The following is a 17,531-nucleotide window of genomic DNA, read 5'->3' as shown; positions in this document are numbered from 1 at the left end:
AATGCATTTCAAATGTGGGAGCGGGCTTGCTCGCGAAAGGGCCAGCCGCTTCCGCACACATCTTAGCGCTGCATCCCCCAACGCTTCACCGTCACCCGCTCCAGCGTGTCGAACACCAGATTCTCCACCAGCAAACCGATGAGGATCACCACGGCCAGACCGGCAAACACCTTGTCGGTGTACAACTCGTTGCGGTTCTGGAAGATGTACCAGCCCAGGCCACCCTTGCCGCTGGTGGCGCCGAACACCAGTTCGGCGGCGATCAGGGTGCGCCAGGCGAATGCCCAGCCGATTTTCAGCCCGGCGAGGATCGACGGCAGCGCCGCCGGAATCAGGATGAACAGCACAAAGCGCATGCCCTTCAAACCGTAATTGCGCCCGGCCATGCGCAGGGTTTCCGAAACCCCGAGAAACCCGGCATACGTGTTCAGCGCCAGCGCCCACAGCACCGAATGCACCAGCACGAAAATCAGGCTGTTCTGGCCCAGGCCGAACCACAGCAACGCCAACGGCAACAGAGCAATCGCCGGGAGCGGGTTGAACATCGAGGTCAGGGTGCTCAGCAAGTCCCGGCCGAATTGGGTCGAGACCGCCAGCGTGGTCAGGGCGAAAGCCAGGACGATGCCGATCAGGTAACCCTTGAGCAGCACCACCAGCGAAATCCACACCTTGCCAAGCAGTTCTCCGCTGAGCAGGCCGTCATACAACGCGTGACCGGTCTGCAAAAAGCTCGGCAGCAACAGATCGTTGTTCTGCACCCGGGCCACCACTTCCCAGAGCACTGCGAGCAGAATCAGGATCACGCCTTTGCGCAGCCAGCCTTGTTGCCACAGGCGCTGGCCCAGCGGCAGTTCGCGTTCCACCGGGACGCTGGTCAGCGGTTGCAGATCTTTTTCGAATTCTTGACGTACGGATGATGAATGGCTCATCGGGCAATCCTCCAGGCGGCTCAATAAGCGATGCGGATATCAGTGAAATCCAGTTCGCGCTCGGTTTCCGGCGACTGGCCTTCATCGAACAGCAACCGATGAATACGCCGCGCCGATTCCTGAAACGCCACACCGCCGAGGCTGTGCAGATCGTATTGATGGCTGTGCACTTCCGCCCTCACCCGCCCCGGATGCGGCGACAACAGCAGGATGCGATTGCCCACCACCAGTGCTTCTTCAATCGAGTGGGTGACGAACAGCAAGGTGAAGCGCACCTCCTCCCAGAGCAGCAGCAACTCTTCCTGCATCTTGCGGCGGGTCAGGGCATCCAGCGCGGCGAAAGGCTCGTCCATGAGCAGGATTTTCGGCTGCATCGCCAGCGCCCGTGCAATCGCCACCCGCGCTTTCATTCCGCCGGACAAGGTATGCGGATAGGCATCGGCGAAGGCCGCCAGACCGACCTTCTCCAGAAAGTGCAGCGCACGCTCTTCGGCTTCCTTTTTCTTCAACGTGCGCGAGGCCAGCAGCGGAAACATCACGTTCTGTTTGACGGTTTTCCACGGTGGCAGTTGATCGAACTCCTGAAACACCACGATCCGGTCCGGCCCGGGCGCGTCGACACGCTGGCCTTGCAGCCGGATCTCTCCCTCGCACGGCGTAATGAACCCCGCGACGGCTTTGAGCAACGTCGATTTACCGCAACCGGACGGGCCGAGCAGCACGAAGCGATCCTGCTGATCAACTTCGAAACTGACTTGGTGGGTAGCACGCACGACGCGCTGCGGCGTGCGGTATTCGAGGCTGACCTGATCGACCGCCAACAGCGCCTGCGCTGTGGCGATCGGGTTGCTGGCCGCGTGGCCTTGCAAAGGGGCGTTCATGTCGATCAGCTCCCTTGCAGCGGTTTGGCGTCCTGGAAGAAGTAGTCCTTCCAGGATTCAGGTTTGTTCTTGATCGCGCCGACGCGGTAGAGGAACTCGGCCAGCGGGTAGGTGTTTTTCGGCGTGACGCTGAATTCGAACTGCGGGTTATCGATGATTTTCAGCAGTTCGGCGCGATCAATCTTGGCCTTGGTCACGCGGATGTAAGTGTCCGCCGCTGCGCCTTTATCGTTCTGCGCAAATTGCGCAGCTTCGGTCAGCGCTTCGACGAAGGCCTTGTAGGTCTTGGGGTTCTCGTTGCGGAATTTCTCGGTGGCGAACAACACCGTCGGCGAGTTCGGCCCGAGCACGTCATAGGAATTGAGCACCACGTGCACGTTCGGGTTCTGCAGCGCCTGATCCTGGAACGGCGGGTTGGAGAAGTGCCCGGTCAGTTCGGTGCCGCCGGCGATCAGCGCAGCGGTGGCGTCCGGGTGCGGGACGGCGATAGTGTACTTGTCGAGGCGATTGAATTCCTTGTCACCCCACTGTTTGGCGGCCGCGTATTGCAGGAAACGCGACTGCACCGAGACCCCGACCGCCGGCACCGCGATTCGGTCCTTCTCGGTGAAATCAGCGATGGTTTTGACTTTCGGATTGTTGCTGACGAGGTAGTACGGGAAGTTGCCCAGCGAAGCCACGGCCTTGACGTTCTGCTTGCCGTGGGTACGGTCCCAGATCGTCAGCAGCGGCCCGACGCCGGCGCCGGCAATATCGATGGAACCGGAGAGCAGCGCATCGTTGACCGCCGCACCGCCCGACAACTGGGTCCAGTCGACTTTGATGTCGAGCCCTTCCTGCTTGCCGTACTTCTCGATCAGTCCCTGATCGCGCACCACATTGAGCAACAGATAGACAATGCCGAACTGTTCGGCGATGCGGATTTCACCTTCGGCGTGGGCCACGGTCGGCGCCACCAGGCTGCCGGCGATCAGGCTGAAACCGAGGCCGATGGCCGCTGCCAGCGGTGCGAATGGAAGACGTTTGGACATGATCGGATCTCCGGCAAATCAGAAAGGCGCGTCGCCCTGGATGGTGGTGCGATACAACTTGCGGCGCAGGTGCGCAGGGCAGCCGGCGGCAAGGTGGATCAACGAACGGTTGTCCCAGAACACCAGGTCGTGGGGCTGCCATTGATGGCGATAGATGTTCTGCGGCAGCACGCTGTGGGCGTAAAGCTCGTCGAGCAGTTGCTTACTTTCATCTTCAGGCAGGCCGACGATGCGGGTGGTAAAGCCTTCGCTGACGAACAACGCCTTGCGGCCGTTTTCCGGGTGGGTGCGAACCACCGGGTGCACGACCTCGGCGACCTGGGCCAGTTGCTCCGGGGTCAGGGTCGGGCGCCAGTTGCCTTCGAATTTGGTCTCGCTGTAACGCGCGGTGTAGGAATGCGCAGCCGAGCGGCCTTCGACGGCTTTGCGCAGCGCGTCGGGCAGGCTGTCCCAGGCTTTGTGCATGTCGGCGAACAGGGTGTCGCCGCCTTCGGACGGCAGCTCCTGTGCATGCAGCATCGAGCCGAGGCTCGGCAGCTCTTTATAGGAAAGGTCCGAGTGCCAGAACTTGCCGGCATCACCGAGGCCGATGTTCTGGCCGTTCTCGACGATATTGGAAACGATGAGGATTTCCGGGTGATTGGCCAGCAGGAACTGCTTGAGCACGTGGATCTGCAACACGCCGAAGCGGCGGCTGAAATCGATCTGTTGCTGCGGGGTGATGCGCTGGTCGCGGAACACCACGACGTGGTGATCGAGGTGCGCGCGGTGAATGCGACCGAAATCCTCATCGTTGACCGGACGGGTCAGGTCGAGGCCGATGATTTCGGCGCCGACGGCACCGCTGAACGGGCGGATCTCGAAGGTTTGCGGCGCGACAGTCGCGGCGCTTGGGGTAGCAGTAGCTGCGGACATCAATCAATCTCCCACGCACGGCACGCTCAAGGGCGCGCGCGTCGATCAGAAACTCACGCTGGATTGCGTGTTGGTTCGTGTCGTGCGGCGCGCCGATTGGTCGGCAGGTACGCAGGAGGCTGACTTTATAGCTATAAGAATTGGAAATTAAATACCGTTATTGAATAACGATATGGCGGATGATGAGGAATGGACTGAATAGTGAGTGACGCTTTGTGTCACTTATAGGCGGGATGTGTTGTTTTGGCTGGCACCTTCGCGGGCAAGCCCGCTCCCACAGAGTTCTTTGCTGAGCACACAATCGTGTTCCAACCGAGATTCCTGTGGGAGCTGGCTTGCCAGCGAAGAGGCCTGAAAGGCCGTTGAAGATCTAACGTTCGTGCAACGCCTCGGCCCGCGCCCGGATGATCGGCTTGAGCAGATAGCTCAGGACGGTCTTCTTGCCAGTGATGATATCCACCGACGCCACCATCCCCGGGATGATCAGCAACGGCTTCTCGTCAGTACCGAGATGGCTGCGCTCGGTGCGCAGCTTGATGATGTAGTAGGTGGTTTTCTTGTCTTCGTCGGTGATGGTGTCGGCGCCGATCTGCTCCAGCTTGGCCTTCAAACCGCCGTAGATGGTGTAGTCATACGCAGTGAATTTCACCGTGGCATCCTGACCCGGATGCAGGAACGCGATGTCCTGCGGGCGGATCTTCGCTTCGACCAGCAGGGTGTCGTCCAGCGGCACGATTTCCAGCAGGTCGCTGCCCGGCTGGATCACGCCGCCGATGGTGTTGACCAGCATCTTGTTGACGATGCCCCGCACCGGCGAGGTGACGAGCGTGCGGCTGACCCGGTCTTCCAGCGCCTTGCCGGTGGCCTGGGCCTTGTTCAGGTCGGTGCGCGCCTCGTTGAGCTGGGTCAGGGCTTCGCTGCGGAACTTGCCGCGAGTTTCGTCGATCTTGCGTTGTACTTCCTTGATCGCCGATTCAGCACGCGGGATCGCCAGGGTGGTAGCGTCGAGCTGGCCACGGGTTTCCACTTCAGCGCGCTTGAGTCGCAGCACTTCCACCGGCGACACCGCGCCCTGGGCCACCAGCGGCTCGGACATGTTGATTTCCTGGCGTTGCAGGCCCAGTTGCTGGCGGTACTGCGCCTGCTTCGAGGTGAACTCGCGTAGCTCTTGCTGACGCTGGATCAACTGTTCCTGCAAGCCGCCGACTTCATCGTGCAATTGCTGGCGACGGCTGACGTAAAGCGACTCTTCACTCTTCGCCTGACCCGGTACGGCTTTGAGCACGTCTTCGGGGAAATTCAGCGGCCGGTCATCGACCTCGGCGCTAAGGCGCTCGACCCGCAGCAGCATCGACAAGCGATCGGCTTCGGTCTCGCCGACGTTGGAAGCGAAGCGCGTGTCGTCCAGGCGAACCAGCGGTGCGCCGGCCTCGACGATCTGGCCTTCCTTGACGAACAACTCAGAGACGATACCGCCCTCAAGGTTCTGGATTTTCTGGATCTTCGACGACGGAATCGCCTTGCCGTCGCCCTTGGTCACTTCGTCGATCACGGCGAAATTGGCCCAGAGCATCAGGAACACGAAGAAACCGATGATCGCCCAGATCGTCAGCCGCACCACGCGCGGCGCGTCCTCGATCAAGGCTTTGTTGACCTCCGGCAGCGGCTGGCCCTGCAGCGATGCAGAGCCCTTGAAGTAGCGACGGATCGAATCCTTGAAACCCGACTTAAGCAACACTGATCTGCCCCTTCTTCAACGCTTCCATCACGGCGGCTTTCGGGCCATCGGCGAGAATCTGCCCGCGGTCGATCACCAGCAGACGATCCACCAGCGACAGCAGCGATGCCCGGTGCGTCACCAGCACCACGGTCTTGTTTTCAACGACGGCTGCGAGGCGTTGCTTGAGGCGTTCTTCGCCGGTGTTGTCCATGGCACTGGTCGGTTCGTCGAGCAGCAGGATCGGCGGATTGAGCAACAGCGCCCGGGCCAGGGCGACGTTCTGGCGCTGGCCGCCGGACAGGTTCTGCCCGCGCTCGCCGACTTGCAGTTCATAACCCTGCGGATGCAGGCGGGCGAATTCATGCACGCCAGCCAGTTCGGCGGCTTGCAGCACCAGCTCGTCCTCGACGTAACGGGCGCCGGAAATCAGGTTGTCGCGCAGGGTGCCGGCCAGCAGTTGGATGTCCTGTGGCACGTAGCCGATGTTGTAGCGCAGCTCGCTGACGTCGATCTGGCGGATGTCGACGCCGTCCACCAGCAACGCCCCGTCGTCCGGCTGATAAAGGCCGACCAGCAGTTTGGCCAGCGAGCTCTTGCCCGAGCCGCTGCGGCCAATGATGCCGATCTTCTCGCCGGGACGAATCACCAGGTTGATGTTCTTCAGCGCCGGGTTCTGTTGATCCGGGTAGGTGAAGTTGAGCTGACGGCATTCAATGGCGCCTTGCAGGACCTTGCGGCTCAGCGGGCGCTCTTCGAAATTGCGCTCTTGCGGCAGTTCCATCATCTGGTCGACCGACGTCATGGTCACCCGCGCCTGCTGGTAACGAGTCAGCAGACCGGACAGCGACGCCAGCGGGCTCAGTGCGCGGCCACTGAGCATGTAGCAGGCAATCAGGCCGCCCATGCTCAGGTTGCCGGCGATGATCTGGTACACGCCGAAGACGATCATGATCACGCCAGCCAGTTGCTGGATCAGCAACGTGATGTTCATCGCCAGGCCGGAAAGCATTTTCACCCGCAGCTCGAGGCGGCTGAGGGTGCCGATGGTTTGTTCCCATTGGTACTGGCGTTCGCTTTCGGCGTTGTTGACCTTCACCGCGTCGAGGCCGGCGAGGGTTTCGATCAGGCTCGACTGACGCTCGGCGCCCAGCGCCATGGTGCGCTCCATGGTGGCCACCAGCGGCTTCTGCAACGCGTAGCCGATCAACAGGGCAATCGGGAAGGCCAGCACCGGAATCCACACCAGATGCCCGCCGAGAATGGCGATGACGATGAAGATCAGGATGGTGAACGGCAGGTCGATCAGGCTGGTCAGGGTCAGCGAGGCGAGGAAGTCGCGCAGGCTCTGGAACTCGTGGATATTCTGGGCAAAGCTGCCGACCCGCGCCGGCCGGTATTTCATGGCCATGCCGACGATGCGTTCGAACAGCGTGGCGGAGATGATCAGGTCGGTTTTCTTGCCGGCCAGGTCCAGGCACAGGCTGCGCAGGCTCTTGAGGATCAGGTCGAAGATGTAGGCGCCGGTGATCCCCAGTGCGAGAACCCACAGGGTCGCTTCGGCCTGGTTCGGCACCACGCGGTCGTAGACGTTCATCACGAACAGCGGCGCGGCCATGGCGATGATGTTGATCAGGAAACTGGCAGCGATGGCGTCGGCATACAGCCAGCGCGAGCGCTTGAGGGTGTCGCGGAACCACGAGCGAGCGCGGGGGATCAGCGTGCCGTGGTTGACGTCGAATTTGTGCTGAGGCTGGGCGAAGAACACTTTGCCGAGGTAGTCGTCCGCCAGCAGCTCACGGTTGACGAGGGACTCGCCGCCGTCGCTTTCGCTGAGCAGCACCCGGGCTTCGTTCTCACCCTGCCAGCCGAGCAGGACAGCGCTGCGGCCATCCTTGAGCAGCAACAGCGCCGGCATGGCGATGGCCGGAATCTCTTCCAGCTTGCGTTGCAGCACCCGCCCTTGCAGCCCGGCGCGCGCCGCTGCACGGGGCAGCAGTTCGACACTCAGGCGTTGCTTGGGCAGCGGCAAACCGGTGGTCAGCATCGCCGCGCTGGCGGGTTTCTGGTGCAGCATGCAAAGGGCGAGCAGGCCATCCAGTAACGGATCGTCGTGCAACGCGCGTGGATCATGACTGAGATGAACTCGACTGACTTCTGATTCCACGCTCGACACTCTTTAACAGTTGAAAAGGGACAACTCAATTCATCCCGGGCAGTTGGACCTTGGGCTTCACGTCGTTCTGCACGACGGATGCCAACGGTGCGACCACTCCCTGGCTCTTGAGCAACTCGCCCATGGTCGCCTTGATTCGGTACTGAGTAAATAACTGAATGTTTTTGATCTCGGCCAGACGGCGCGAAGCGGTGAACAGTTCGTTTTCGCTGTCGAGCAAATCCAGCAGGGTTCGTTCGCCGAGGCTGAACTGGCGCTGGTACGCGGTACGCACCGCAGTGCTGTGATCAACGTACTGCTGAGCAATCGGCACCTGGGCGTTGGCGTTGTTCAGGGCGTTCCAGGCCAGGCCCAGCTCTTCGTTCAACTGGCGCAAAGCGTTGTTGCGGATGTCCAGCGCCTGGTTCGACAGGTAGGACTTGGACTCCAGGTCAGCCTTGTTGCTGCCACCGGAGTACAGGTTGAAGCGCATGCGCAGCATCGCCTGCCATTCATTGTTGTGACCGTTCTGACCGTCGAGGTCGTTGTCGGCGGTGCGGCCCAACTCGGCATCGAAACGCGGGTAGAAGGTCGATTTGGCGGTTTCGTACTGCTTCTCGGCAGCGGCGATATCGGATTCGGCCGAGCGCAGGATCGGGCTGTTTTCCAACATCTGCTGACGCGCTTCATTGAGGTTGGCCGGCATCATCGCCATGAACGGCGCAGGACGCTCCAGTTGATCGGGCATCTGGCCGACGGCGCTGAGGAAGTTGGTTTCCGAGTCGGCCAGATTGGTCTGCTCGGTGATCAGGTTGTTGCGGGCCTGGGCCATCCGCGCTTCGGCCTGATCGAGGTCGGCGCCGCTGCCGACGCCGCGTTGGGTGCGCAACTGGATCTGGTCGTAAATGCGCTGGTGGCTCTTGAGGTTTTCCTCGGCCAGACGCACGAATTCGCGGCGGGTCAGCACATCCAGATAAACCTGGGCCACGGTCAGCGCAGTGCGTTCGGAGGTGCCAAGCAAGGAATAGGCGCGGGAGTTGACGGTGGCTTGTTGACGCCCGACTTCGCTGGACGTCGCAAAACCGTCAAAAACCATTTGCGACAGGCGCACACTCGACTCGCCGCGGTTCAGGGTTTCCCAGTGATTGCCACCGCCGTTGGCACGGGTGGTGACGCTGTCGGTGCCTTCACGGCCATAACCGCCGAGCAGATCGACCTTTGGCAGGTATCCACCTTTGGCCGCCTTTAATTGATAATCCGCGGCCAAACGACTGTTGACCCCTGCCTGAATTTCCGGATGGACATCCAGTGCCTGTTGCATGGCTTCGGGTAGAGATTGTGCTTGTGCGAATGACGCGGCGAGAGCGAAAGGCAGTGCCTTGAACAGGTGCGAACGCATGGTAAGGATTTCCCAGAACTTCTTGTCGTGAATCACAGCAAATAAGGGTGCTGCGTCGGATGATGGCAACCGGAATGACCGTATGTCGGAAATTTTAAAACCGGAACTGGATCACATGCTCAAGGGCAAGTCGCCGCGTAAATATCAATGTGACATTAGTGGGACGATTGTTTAGGATGGCATCCATAAGGTCAATAGTTTGGCATAAAGTTAATAGCGAAAGATTCTAGCCAAAATATTGACACATCACAGTGTCAAACTTGATTCACATTTTTTAAAAAGTACGTCCAGACTGAATCGGCGCAGAAAAGCCATCAGGTCTATGGAAGTCAACTGAACGTGACACCCGGAGAGTCTTCAATGAGCAGTGTTGTTGCCATCGTCAAAAGCATTGTCGGTCAGGTTTTCGTGGTGTCCCCAGAGGGCGTCCGTCGCGTACTCGTTGAAGGCGACCGCCTGTTCGTCGGCGATCAGGTAGATACTGGCGTTTCCGGTGCCGTGTCCCTGGAACTGGCCGATGGCCGCACTCTGGATCTGGGTCGCGACACGCAGTGGAGCGCCAGCACCCCGGATTCCAGCACCGACCTGGCCGAGGCCACTGCGCAAGCCGCGCCGTCCGTTGAAGAACTGCAGCAAGCCATCGCTGCCGGTGCCGACCCGACCACCGCCCTTGAAGCCACCGCTGCCGGCCCGAGTGCCGCAGGTACTGGCGGTGCCGCCGGGGGCGGCCACAGCTTCGTGATGCTCGATGCGACCGCTGGCCGTGTCGATCCGACCATCGGTTTCCCGACCGCGGGCATCAACTCTGCCGGCCAGGCCGCCCAGAACATCACCGGTGGCCAGAACACCGATACCAACGCCAACGCCCTGCGCGACTCGACCCTGAGCCTCAGCGCCACGCCGACCATCACCGAAGCCGGCGGCGTGCTGGTGTACACCGCGACCCTGACCCAGGCGCCGCTGACCGACCTGACCATCACCCTGTCCAACGGCGCGGTGATCGTAATTCCGGCAGGCTCGACCACGGGCACCGTCAACGTGCCGCTGGCACCGAACGATACGGTCTACAACGACCCGACCCAGATCAACGTGACCGTCACCGGCACCACCGGCGGCAACGGCATTACCGTCACCGTGCCGACCACCCCGGCCGTGACCCAGGTCACCGACACCATCGACACCACTACCGTCACCCTGACGGCGGGCAACAGCGTCACCGAAGGTGGCCAGATCACCTACACCGCGACCCTGACCAACCCGGCCCAGACGCCGGTCACCGTCACCCTGTCCAACGGCTCGACCATCACCATCGGTGCCGGCCAGACCACCGGCACCGTCAACGTGCCGACCGCGCCAAATGACGTCTATAACAACGGCAGCACCGTCACCACCACGATCACTGGTGCCACTGGTGGCAACTTCGAAAACCTGGTGCCGAACCCGACGCCGGCCGTCACCACGATTGTCGACTCGAAAGACATCACCGGATTGACCCTGACTGCTACGGGCACCGTGGTCGAAGGCGGCCAGATCACCTACACCGCGACGCTGACCAACCCGGCGCAGACACCGGTCACCGTCACGTTGTCGAACGGCTCGACCATCACCATCGGCGCCGGCCAGACCAGCGGCAGCGTCAACGTGCCGACGGCGCCGAATGACGTCTACAACAACGGCGGCACCGTCAGCACCACGATTACCGGCGCTACCGGCGGAAACTTCGAGAATCTGGTGCCGAACACGACACCAGCGACCACCACCGTCACCGATTCCATCGACACCACCAATCTGTCGCTGAGCGCCACCGGATCCGTGGCCGAGGGCGGTTCGATCGTTTACACCGCCACATTGACCAACCCGGCCGGCACGCCGGTGACCGTGACGTTGAGCAACGGCTCCGTCATCACCATCGAAGCTGGCAAAACCACCGGCAGCGTGACCGTTCCGGCACCTGCCGATGACGTTTATAAAGACGCCGGCAAAGTCGAAGTGACCATCAAGGATGCTTCCGGCGGCAACTTCGAGAACCTGGTGCCAAGCACCGTTCCGGCCGTCACCGAAGTCACTGACACCATTGACACCACCACGGTCAAACTGACCGCGACCGAGTCGGCAGCTGAAGGCGGTACTGTCACCTATACCGCCACGGTTGGCGCGCCTGTAACCGGCTCGCCTGTAACTGTCACGTTGGCCAACGGCCAGACCATCACCATCGAAGTTGGCAAGACGACTGGCACCATCACCACCACCGCGCCGAACGATGCATTGAACGGTCACGAGCCACTGACCAACTCGATCAATGGCGTGACGGGCGGCAATTACGAGAATCTCGTCGCCGACAAGACTCCGGTTTCGACCACCGTCACCGATACCGTCGACATCACCAACCTGACCCTGAGCGCCACTGGTTCCGTGGCCGAGGGCGGTTCGATTGTTTACACCGCGACATTGACCAACCCGGCCGGTACTCCGGTAACGGTGACGTTGAGCAATGGCTCGGTGATCACCATCGAGGCCGGTAAAACCACCGGCACCGTGACGGTTCCGGCCCCTGCCGACGACGTCTACAAGGATGCCGGCAAAGTCGAAGTGACCATCAAGGATGCGTCCGGTGGCAACTTCGAAAACCTGGTGCCGAGCACCGTTCCGGCCGTCACTGAAGTGACCGACACCATCGACACTTCGACCGTCAAACTGACGGCTGATACTTCGGTGGCCGAAGGCGGTACTGTCACTTACACCGCTACTGTTGGCGCGCCTGTGACCGGTTCTCCGGTGACCGTGACGCTGGCCAACGGCCAGTCGATCACCATCGAGGTGGGCAAGACCACTGGTACCGTGACCACCACGGCGCCAAACGATGTGCTGAATGGACAGGCGCCACTGACCAACTCGATCACTGGCGTGAGCGGCGGCAATTACGAAAACCTCGTGGCCGATAAAACACCGGTTTCGACTACGGTCACCGATACCGTCGACACTACCAACCTGACCTTGAGCGCCACTGGCTCTGTTGCCGAGGGCGGTTCGATCGTTTACACCGCCACATTGACCAACCCGGCTGGCACGCCGGTGACCGTGACATTGAGCAACGGCTCCGTCATCACCATCGAGGCTGGCAAAACCACTGGCACCGTGACGGTTCCGGCACCTGCCGATGACGTTTACAAAGATGCTGGCAAGGTCGAAGTGACCATCAAGGATGCTTCCGGCGGCAACTTCGAGAGCCTGGTACCAAGCACCATTCCGGCTGTCACTGACGTGACTGACACCATCGACACGACGACCGTGAAGCTGACCGCTTCCGAAACCGCTGCTGAAGGTGGCAACGTCACCTACACCGCGACGGTTGGCGCGCCTGTGACCGGCTCGCCAGTGACTGTCACTTTGGCCAACGGCCAGACCATTACCATCGAAGTCGGCAAGACCACCGGTACCGTCACCACCACCGCACCAAACGATGCGCTCAACGGCCACGAACCGCTGACCAACTCGATCACTGGCGTGAGCGGCGGCAACTACGAAAACCTCGTGGCTGACAAAACCCCGGTCAGCACCACCGTGACCGATACCGTCGACACCACCAACCTGTCGCTGAGCGCCACCGGTTCCGTTGCCGAGGGCGGTTCGATCGTCTACACCGCGACGCTGACCAATCCGGCTGGCACCCCGGTGACCGTGACGTTGAGCAACGGCTCCGTCATCACCATCGAAGCGGGCAAAACCACCGGCACCGTGACCGTTCCGGCGCCTGCTGATGACGTCTACAAAGACGCCGGCAAGGTCGAAGTGACCATCAAGGATGCGTCCGGCGGCAACTTCGAGAGCCTGGTGCCAAGCACCGTTCCGGCTGTCACTGACGTGACTGACACCATCGACACAACGACCGTGAAGCTGACCGCTTCCGAAACCGCGGCTGAAGGTGGCACCGTCACTTACACCGCCACGGTTGGCGCGCCTGTAACCGGTTCTCCGGTCACCGTGACCCTGGCCAATGGTCAGTCGATCACTATCGAAGTCGGTAAAACCACTGGCACCGTCACCACCACCGCGCCGAACGATGCATTGAACGGTCATGAGCCACTGACCAACTCGATCACTGGCGTGACGGGCGGCAATTACGAAAACCTCGTAGCCGACAAAACGCCGGTCAGCACCACCGTCACCGACACTGTCGACACCACCAACCTGACCCTGAGCGCTACCGGCTCCGTGGCCGAGGGCGGTTCGATCGTTTACACCGCCACCCTGACCAACCCGGCCGGTACGCCGGTGACCGTGACCCTGTCGAACGGCGCTGTAATCACCATCGAGGCCGGTAAAACCACCGGCACGGTAAGCGTCCCGGCGCCTGCCGATGACGTTTACAAGGACGCCGGCAAAGTCGAAGCGACTATTTCGACCGCCACCGGTGGCAACTTCGAGAACCTGGTTCCGAGCACTGTTCCGGCCGTGACCGAAGTCACCGACACCATCGACACCACCACGGTGAAACTCACCGCGACCGAATCCGCTGCTGAAGGCGGTACCGTTACCTACACCGCCACCGTCGGCGCACCTGTGACGGGTTCGCCAGTCACTGTGACCCTGTCCAACGGTCAGTCGATCACCATCGAGGTGGGCAAAACCACCGGCACCGTGACCACTACTGCGCCAAACGATGCATTGACCGGCCAAGCTCCGCTGACCAACGCAATCACAGGCGTGACGGGCGGCAATTACGAGAACCTCGTCGCCGACAAGACTCCGGTTTCAACTACGGTTACCGACACCGTCGATACCACTAATCTGACCCTGAGCGCTACCGGTTCCGTGGCCGAGGGTGGTTCGATCATCTACACCGCCACCCTGACCAACCCGGCCGGCACGCCGGTGACCGTGACACTGAGCAACGGCGCTGTCATCACCATCGAAGCCGGCAAGACCAGCGGTACCGTAAGCGTTCCGGCTCCAGCGGATGACGTCTACAAGGATGCGGGCAAAGTCGAAGTCACCATCAAGGATGCATCCGGCGGCAACTTCGAGAACCTGGTGCCAAGCACCGTTCCGGCCGTCACCGAAGTCACCGACACAATCGACACCTCGACCGTCAAACTGACCGCGACCGAATCCGCTGCTGAAGGCGGTACCGTTACCTACACCGCCACCGTTGGCGCGCCTGTCACCGGTTCGCCTGTGACCGTGACCCTGTCGAATGGTCAGAGCATCACCATCGAAGTCGGCAAAACCACCGGTACCGTGACCACCACCGCGCCGAACGACGCGCTCAACGGTCATGAGCCGCTGACCAACTCGATCACCGGCGTGAGCGGCGGCAACTACGAAAATCTGGTGGCCGACAAAACGCCGGTCAGCACCACCGTCACTGACACCGTCGACACCACCAACCTGACTCTGAGTGCGACGCCGGCAGTCAACGAAGGTGGCCAGATCACCTACACCGCGACCCTGACCAACGCTGCGGGCACTCCGGTGACCGTGACCTTGAGCAACGGTGCCGTCATCACCATCGAGGCCGGCAAGACCACCGGCACCGTGACCGTCGATGCACCGAAGGACGACGTCTACAAGGACGCCGGCACCGTTGAAACAACCATCAAGGGCGCCACCGGTGGCGACTTCGAAAACCTGGTCACCAGCACCACCCCGGCGGTCACCACTGTCAGTGACACCATCGACACGTCCACCGTGTCGCTGACCGCAACCGCCAACGTCGCCGAAGGCGAAACCGTGGTCTACACCGCGACCGTGACGGCGCCAGTGACCGGCTCGCCAGTCATCGTGACCCTGTCCAACGGCCAGACCATCACCATCGCCGTCGGCGAGACCACCGGCACCGTGAATTTCGTCGCGCCGAACAGCCCACTGGCCGGCGGCAGCTCGCTGAGCGTAACCATCGACAAGGCCACCGGCGGCAACTACGAGAACCTGGCGGTCGACAGCAAACCGGCAAACACCTCGGTATCGGACACTGTCGACACCACCAACCTGAACCTGACGGCCACCGATTCGGTAGCCGAGGGCGGTTCTATTGTCTACACCGCAACCCTGACCAACCCGGCCGGCACCCCGGTGACCGTGACCCTGTCGAACGGCGCCGTGATCACCATCGAGGCCGGCAAAACCACTGGCACCGTGACCGTTCCGGCTCCGGCCGATGACGTCTACAAGGATGCGGGCAAAGTCGAAGCGACCATTTCGACCGTCACCGGTGGCGGTTTCGAGAACCTGGTACCAAGCACCGTTCCAGCCGTGACCAACGTCACCGACACTATTGACACCACCACGGTGAAACTCACCGCGACCGAGTCGGCGGCTGAAGGTGGCACCGTTACCTACACCGCGACTGTTGGCGCACCGGTGACGGGTTCTCCGGTCACCGTGACCCTGGCCAACGGTCAGCAAATCACCATCGAGGTCGGTAAAACCACTGGCACCGTGACCACCACCGCTCCGAACGATGCGCTGAACGGTCACGAGCCGCTGACCAACTCGATCACTGGCGTGAGCGGTGGCAACTACGAGAATCTGGTTGCTGACAAAACTCCGGTCAGCACCACCGTGACCGACACCGTCGACAACACCAACCTGACCCTGAGCGCCACTGGCTCCGTGGCCGAAGGTGGCCAGATCACCTACACCGCGACCCTGACCAACCCGGCGGGTACTCCGGTGACTGTGACCCTGTCGAACGGCGCCGTGATCACCATCGAGGCCGGCAAAACCACCGGCACCGTAACCGTTGCGGCTCCGGCGGACGACGTCTACAAGGACGCGGGCAAAGTCGAAGCAACCATTTCGACGGCCACTGGCGGCAACTTCGAGAATCTGGTGCCGAGCACCGTTCCTGCGGTGACCCAGATCACCGACACCATCGACACCACCACGGTCAAACTGACCGCGACCGAGTCGGCGGCAGAAGGCGGCACCGTTACTTACACCGCGACGGTTGGCGCACCTGTGACCGGTTCGCCAGTCACCGTGACCCTGTCCAACGGCCAGACCATCACCATTGAAGTCGGCAAGACCACCGGCACCGTGACCACCACCGCGCCTAACGACGCGTTGAACGGCCATGCACCGCTGACCAACTCGATCACCGACGTAAGCGGCGGCAACTACGAGAACCTCGTAGCGGACAAGACTCCGGTCAGCACCACCGTCACCGACACCGTCGACACCACCAACCTGTCGCTGACCGCGACCGGCACCGTGGCCGAAGGTGGCTCGATCGTTTACACCGCGACCCTGACCAACCCGGCCGGCACTCCGCTGACCGTGACGTTGAGCAACGGCGCCGTCATCACCATCGACGCGGGTAAAACCACCGGTACCGTAACCGTTCCGGCTCCGGCCGATGACGTCTACAAGGACGCCGGCAAAGTCGAAGTCACCATCAAGGATGCAACCGGTGGCAACTTCGAGAACCTGGTGCCTAGCACCGTTCCGGCCGTGACCGAAGTCACCGACACCATCGACACGACGACCGTGAAGCTCACCGCTTCCGAAACAGCGGCCGAAGGTGGCACCGTTACTTACACCGCGACGGTTGGCGCACCTGTGACCGGCTCGCCGGTTGTGGTTACCCTGGCCAACGGTCAAAGCATCACGATTGAAGTGGGTAAAACTACTGGCACTGTGACCACCACCGCGCCGAACGATGCGTTGAACGGCCACGCACCGCTGACCAACGCGATCACCGGCGTAACGGGCGGCAACTACGAAAACCTCGTGGCCGACAAAACGCCGGTTTCGACCACGGTCACCGACACTGTCGACACCACCAACCTGACACTGAGCGCTACAGGCTCTGTGGCCGAGGGCGGTTCGATCGTTTACACCGCGACTTTGACCAACCCGGCCGGCACGCCGGTCACCGTGACCCTGTCGAACGGTGCTGTGATCACCATCGAGGCCGGTAAAACCACCGGCACCGTGACCGTTGCGGCTCCAGCGGACGACGTCTACAAAGACGCCGGCAAAGTCGAGGCAACCATTTCGACGGCCACTGGCGGCAACTTCGAGAACCTGGTGCCAAGCACCGTTCCTGCGGTGACCCAGGTCACTGACACCATCGACACAACCACGGTCAAACTGACCGCAACTGAGTCGGCGGCTGAAGGTGGCACAGTCACTTACACTGCGACTGTTGGCGCACCGGTCACTGGTTCGCCAGTCACAGTGACTCTGTCCAACGGTCAGTCGATCACCATTGAGGTGGGCAAAACCACCGGCACCGTGACCACCACCGCGCCGAACGATGCGCTCAACGGCCACGCGCCGCTGACCAACGCAATCACCGGCGTGACTGGCGGCAATTACGAGAACCTCGTCGCCGACAAAACGCCGGTCAGCACCACCGTCACCGACACCGTCGACACTACCAACCTGACCCTGAGCGCTACAGGTTCCGTGGCCGAGGGCGGTTCGATCGTTTACACCGCGACCCTGACCAACCCGGCCGGCACGCCGGTCACCGTGACCCTGTCGAACGGTGCTGTGAT

8 protein-coding genes are annotated in these 17,531 nt (G+C 61.6%); 1 reads left to right on the top strand and 7 read right to left on the bottom strand.

Translation table 11 applies throughout. The annotated features are described in order from the left end of the window. Positions 1-62 precede the first annotated feature (62 nt). From ACW9HX_RS27300 to ACW9HX_RS27270, 7 genes are all read right to left on the bottom strand, one after another. Positions 63-929, bottom strand: a complete 867-nt coding sequence (locus ACW9HX_RS27300) for an ABC transporter permease (RefSeq protein ID WP_457382975.1) — start codon at positions 927-929, stop codon at positions 63-65. Positions 930-949: 20 nt separating this feature from the next. Further along, entirely contained in the window at positions 950-1,810 is an 861-nt protein-coding gene (locus ACW9HX_RS27295; RefSeq protein WP_457382974.1) for an ABC transporter ATP-binding protein, read from the bottom strand. 5 nt (positions 1,811-1,815) lie between these two features. Beyond that, on the bottom strand, positions 1,816-2,841 hold the full coding sequence (locus ACW9HX_RS27290) for an ABC transporter substrate-binding protein (protein ID WP_134825062.1): 1,026 nt from the start codon (positions 2,839-2,841) through the stop codon (positions 1,816-1,818). Between the two features lie 18 nt (positions 2,842-2,859). Next, positions 2,860-3,756 carry a TauD/TfdA dioxygenase family protein gene (locus ACW9HX_RS27285; protein ID WP_457382973.1) on the bottom strand — a complete coding sequence of 299 codons (897 nt, stop codon included), beginning with the start codon at positions 3,754-3,756 and terminating at the stop codon, positions 2,860-2,862. A gap of 370 nt (positions 3,757-4,126) precedes the next feature. Next, positions 4,127-5,494, bottom strand: coding sequence for an HlyD family type I secretion periplasmic adaptor subunit (locus ACW9HX_RS27280; RefSeq protein WP_432218215.1), 1,368 nt, complete (start codon positions 5,492-5,494; stop codon positions 4,127-4,129). After that, a complete protein-coding gene (locus ACW9HX_RS27275; protein ID WP_457382972.1) occupies positions 5,484-7,640 on the bottom strand; it encodes a type I secretion system permease/ATPase in 2,157 nt (718 codons plus the stop codon). Before ACW9HX_RS27275 ends, ACW9HX_RS27280 begins: the two co-directional genes overlap by 11 nt. 34 nt (positions 7,641-7,674) lie before the next feature. Beyond that, complete coding sequence (locus ACW9HX_RS27270; RefSeq protein ID WP_457382971.1) at positions 7,675-9,027, bottom strand: TolC family outer membrane protein; 1,353 nt, start codon at positions 9,025-9,027, stop codon at positions 7,675-7,677. A 360-nt stretch (positions 9,028-9,387) separates the two neighbouring features. Here ACW9HX_RS27270 and ACW9HX_RS27265 point away from each other — a divergent pair. Next, on the top strand, positions 9,388-17,531 hold an 8,144-nt coding region (locus ACW9HX_RS27265), incomplete at its 3' end, for a retention module-containing protein (protein ID WP_457382970.1).

This window comes from Pseudomonas sp. SDO52101_S400, assembly GCF_054071635.1.
The sequence above is the reverse complement of the archived record's forward strand: the minus strand, read 5'-3'. Positions and strand labels throughout refer to the sequence as shown.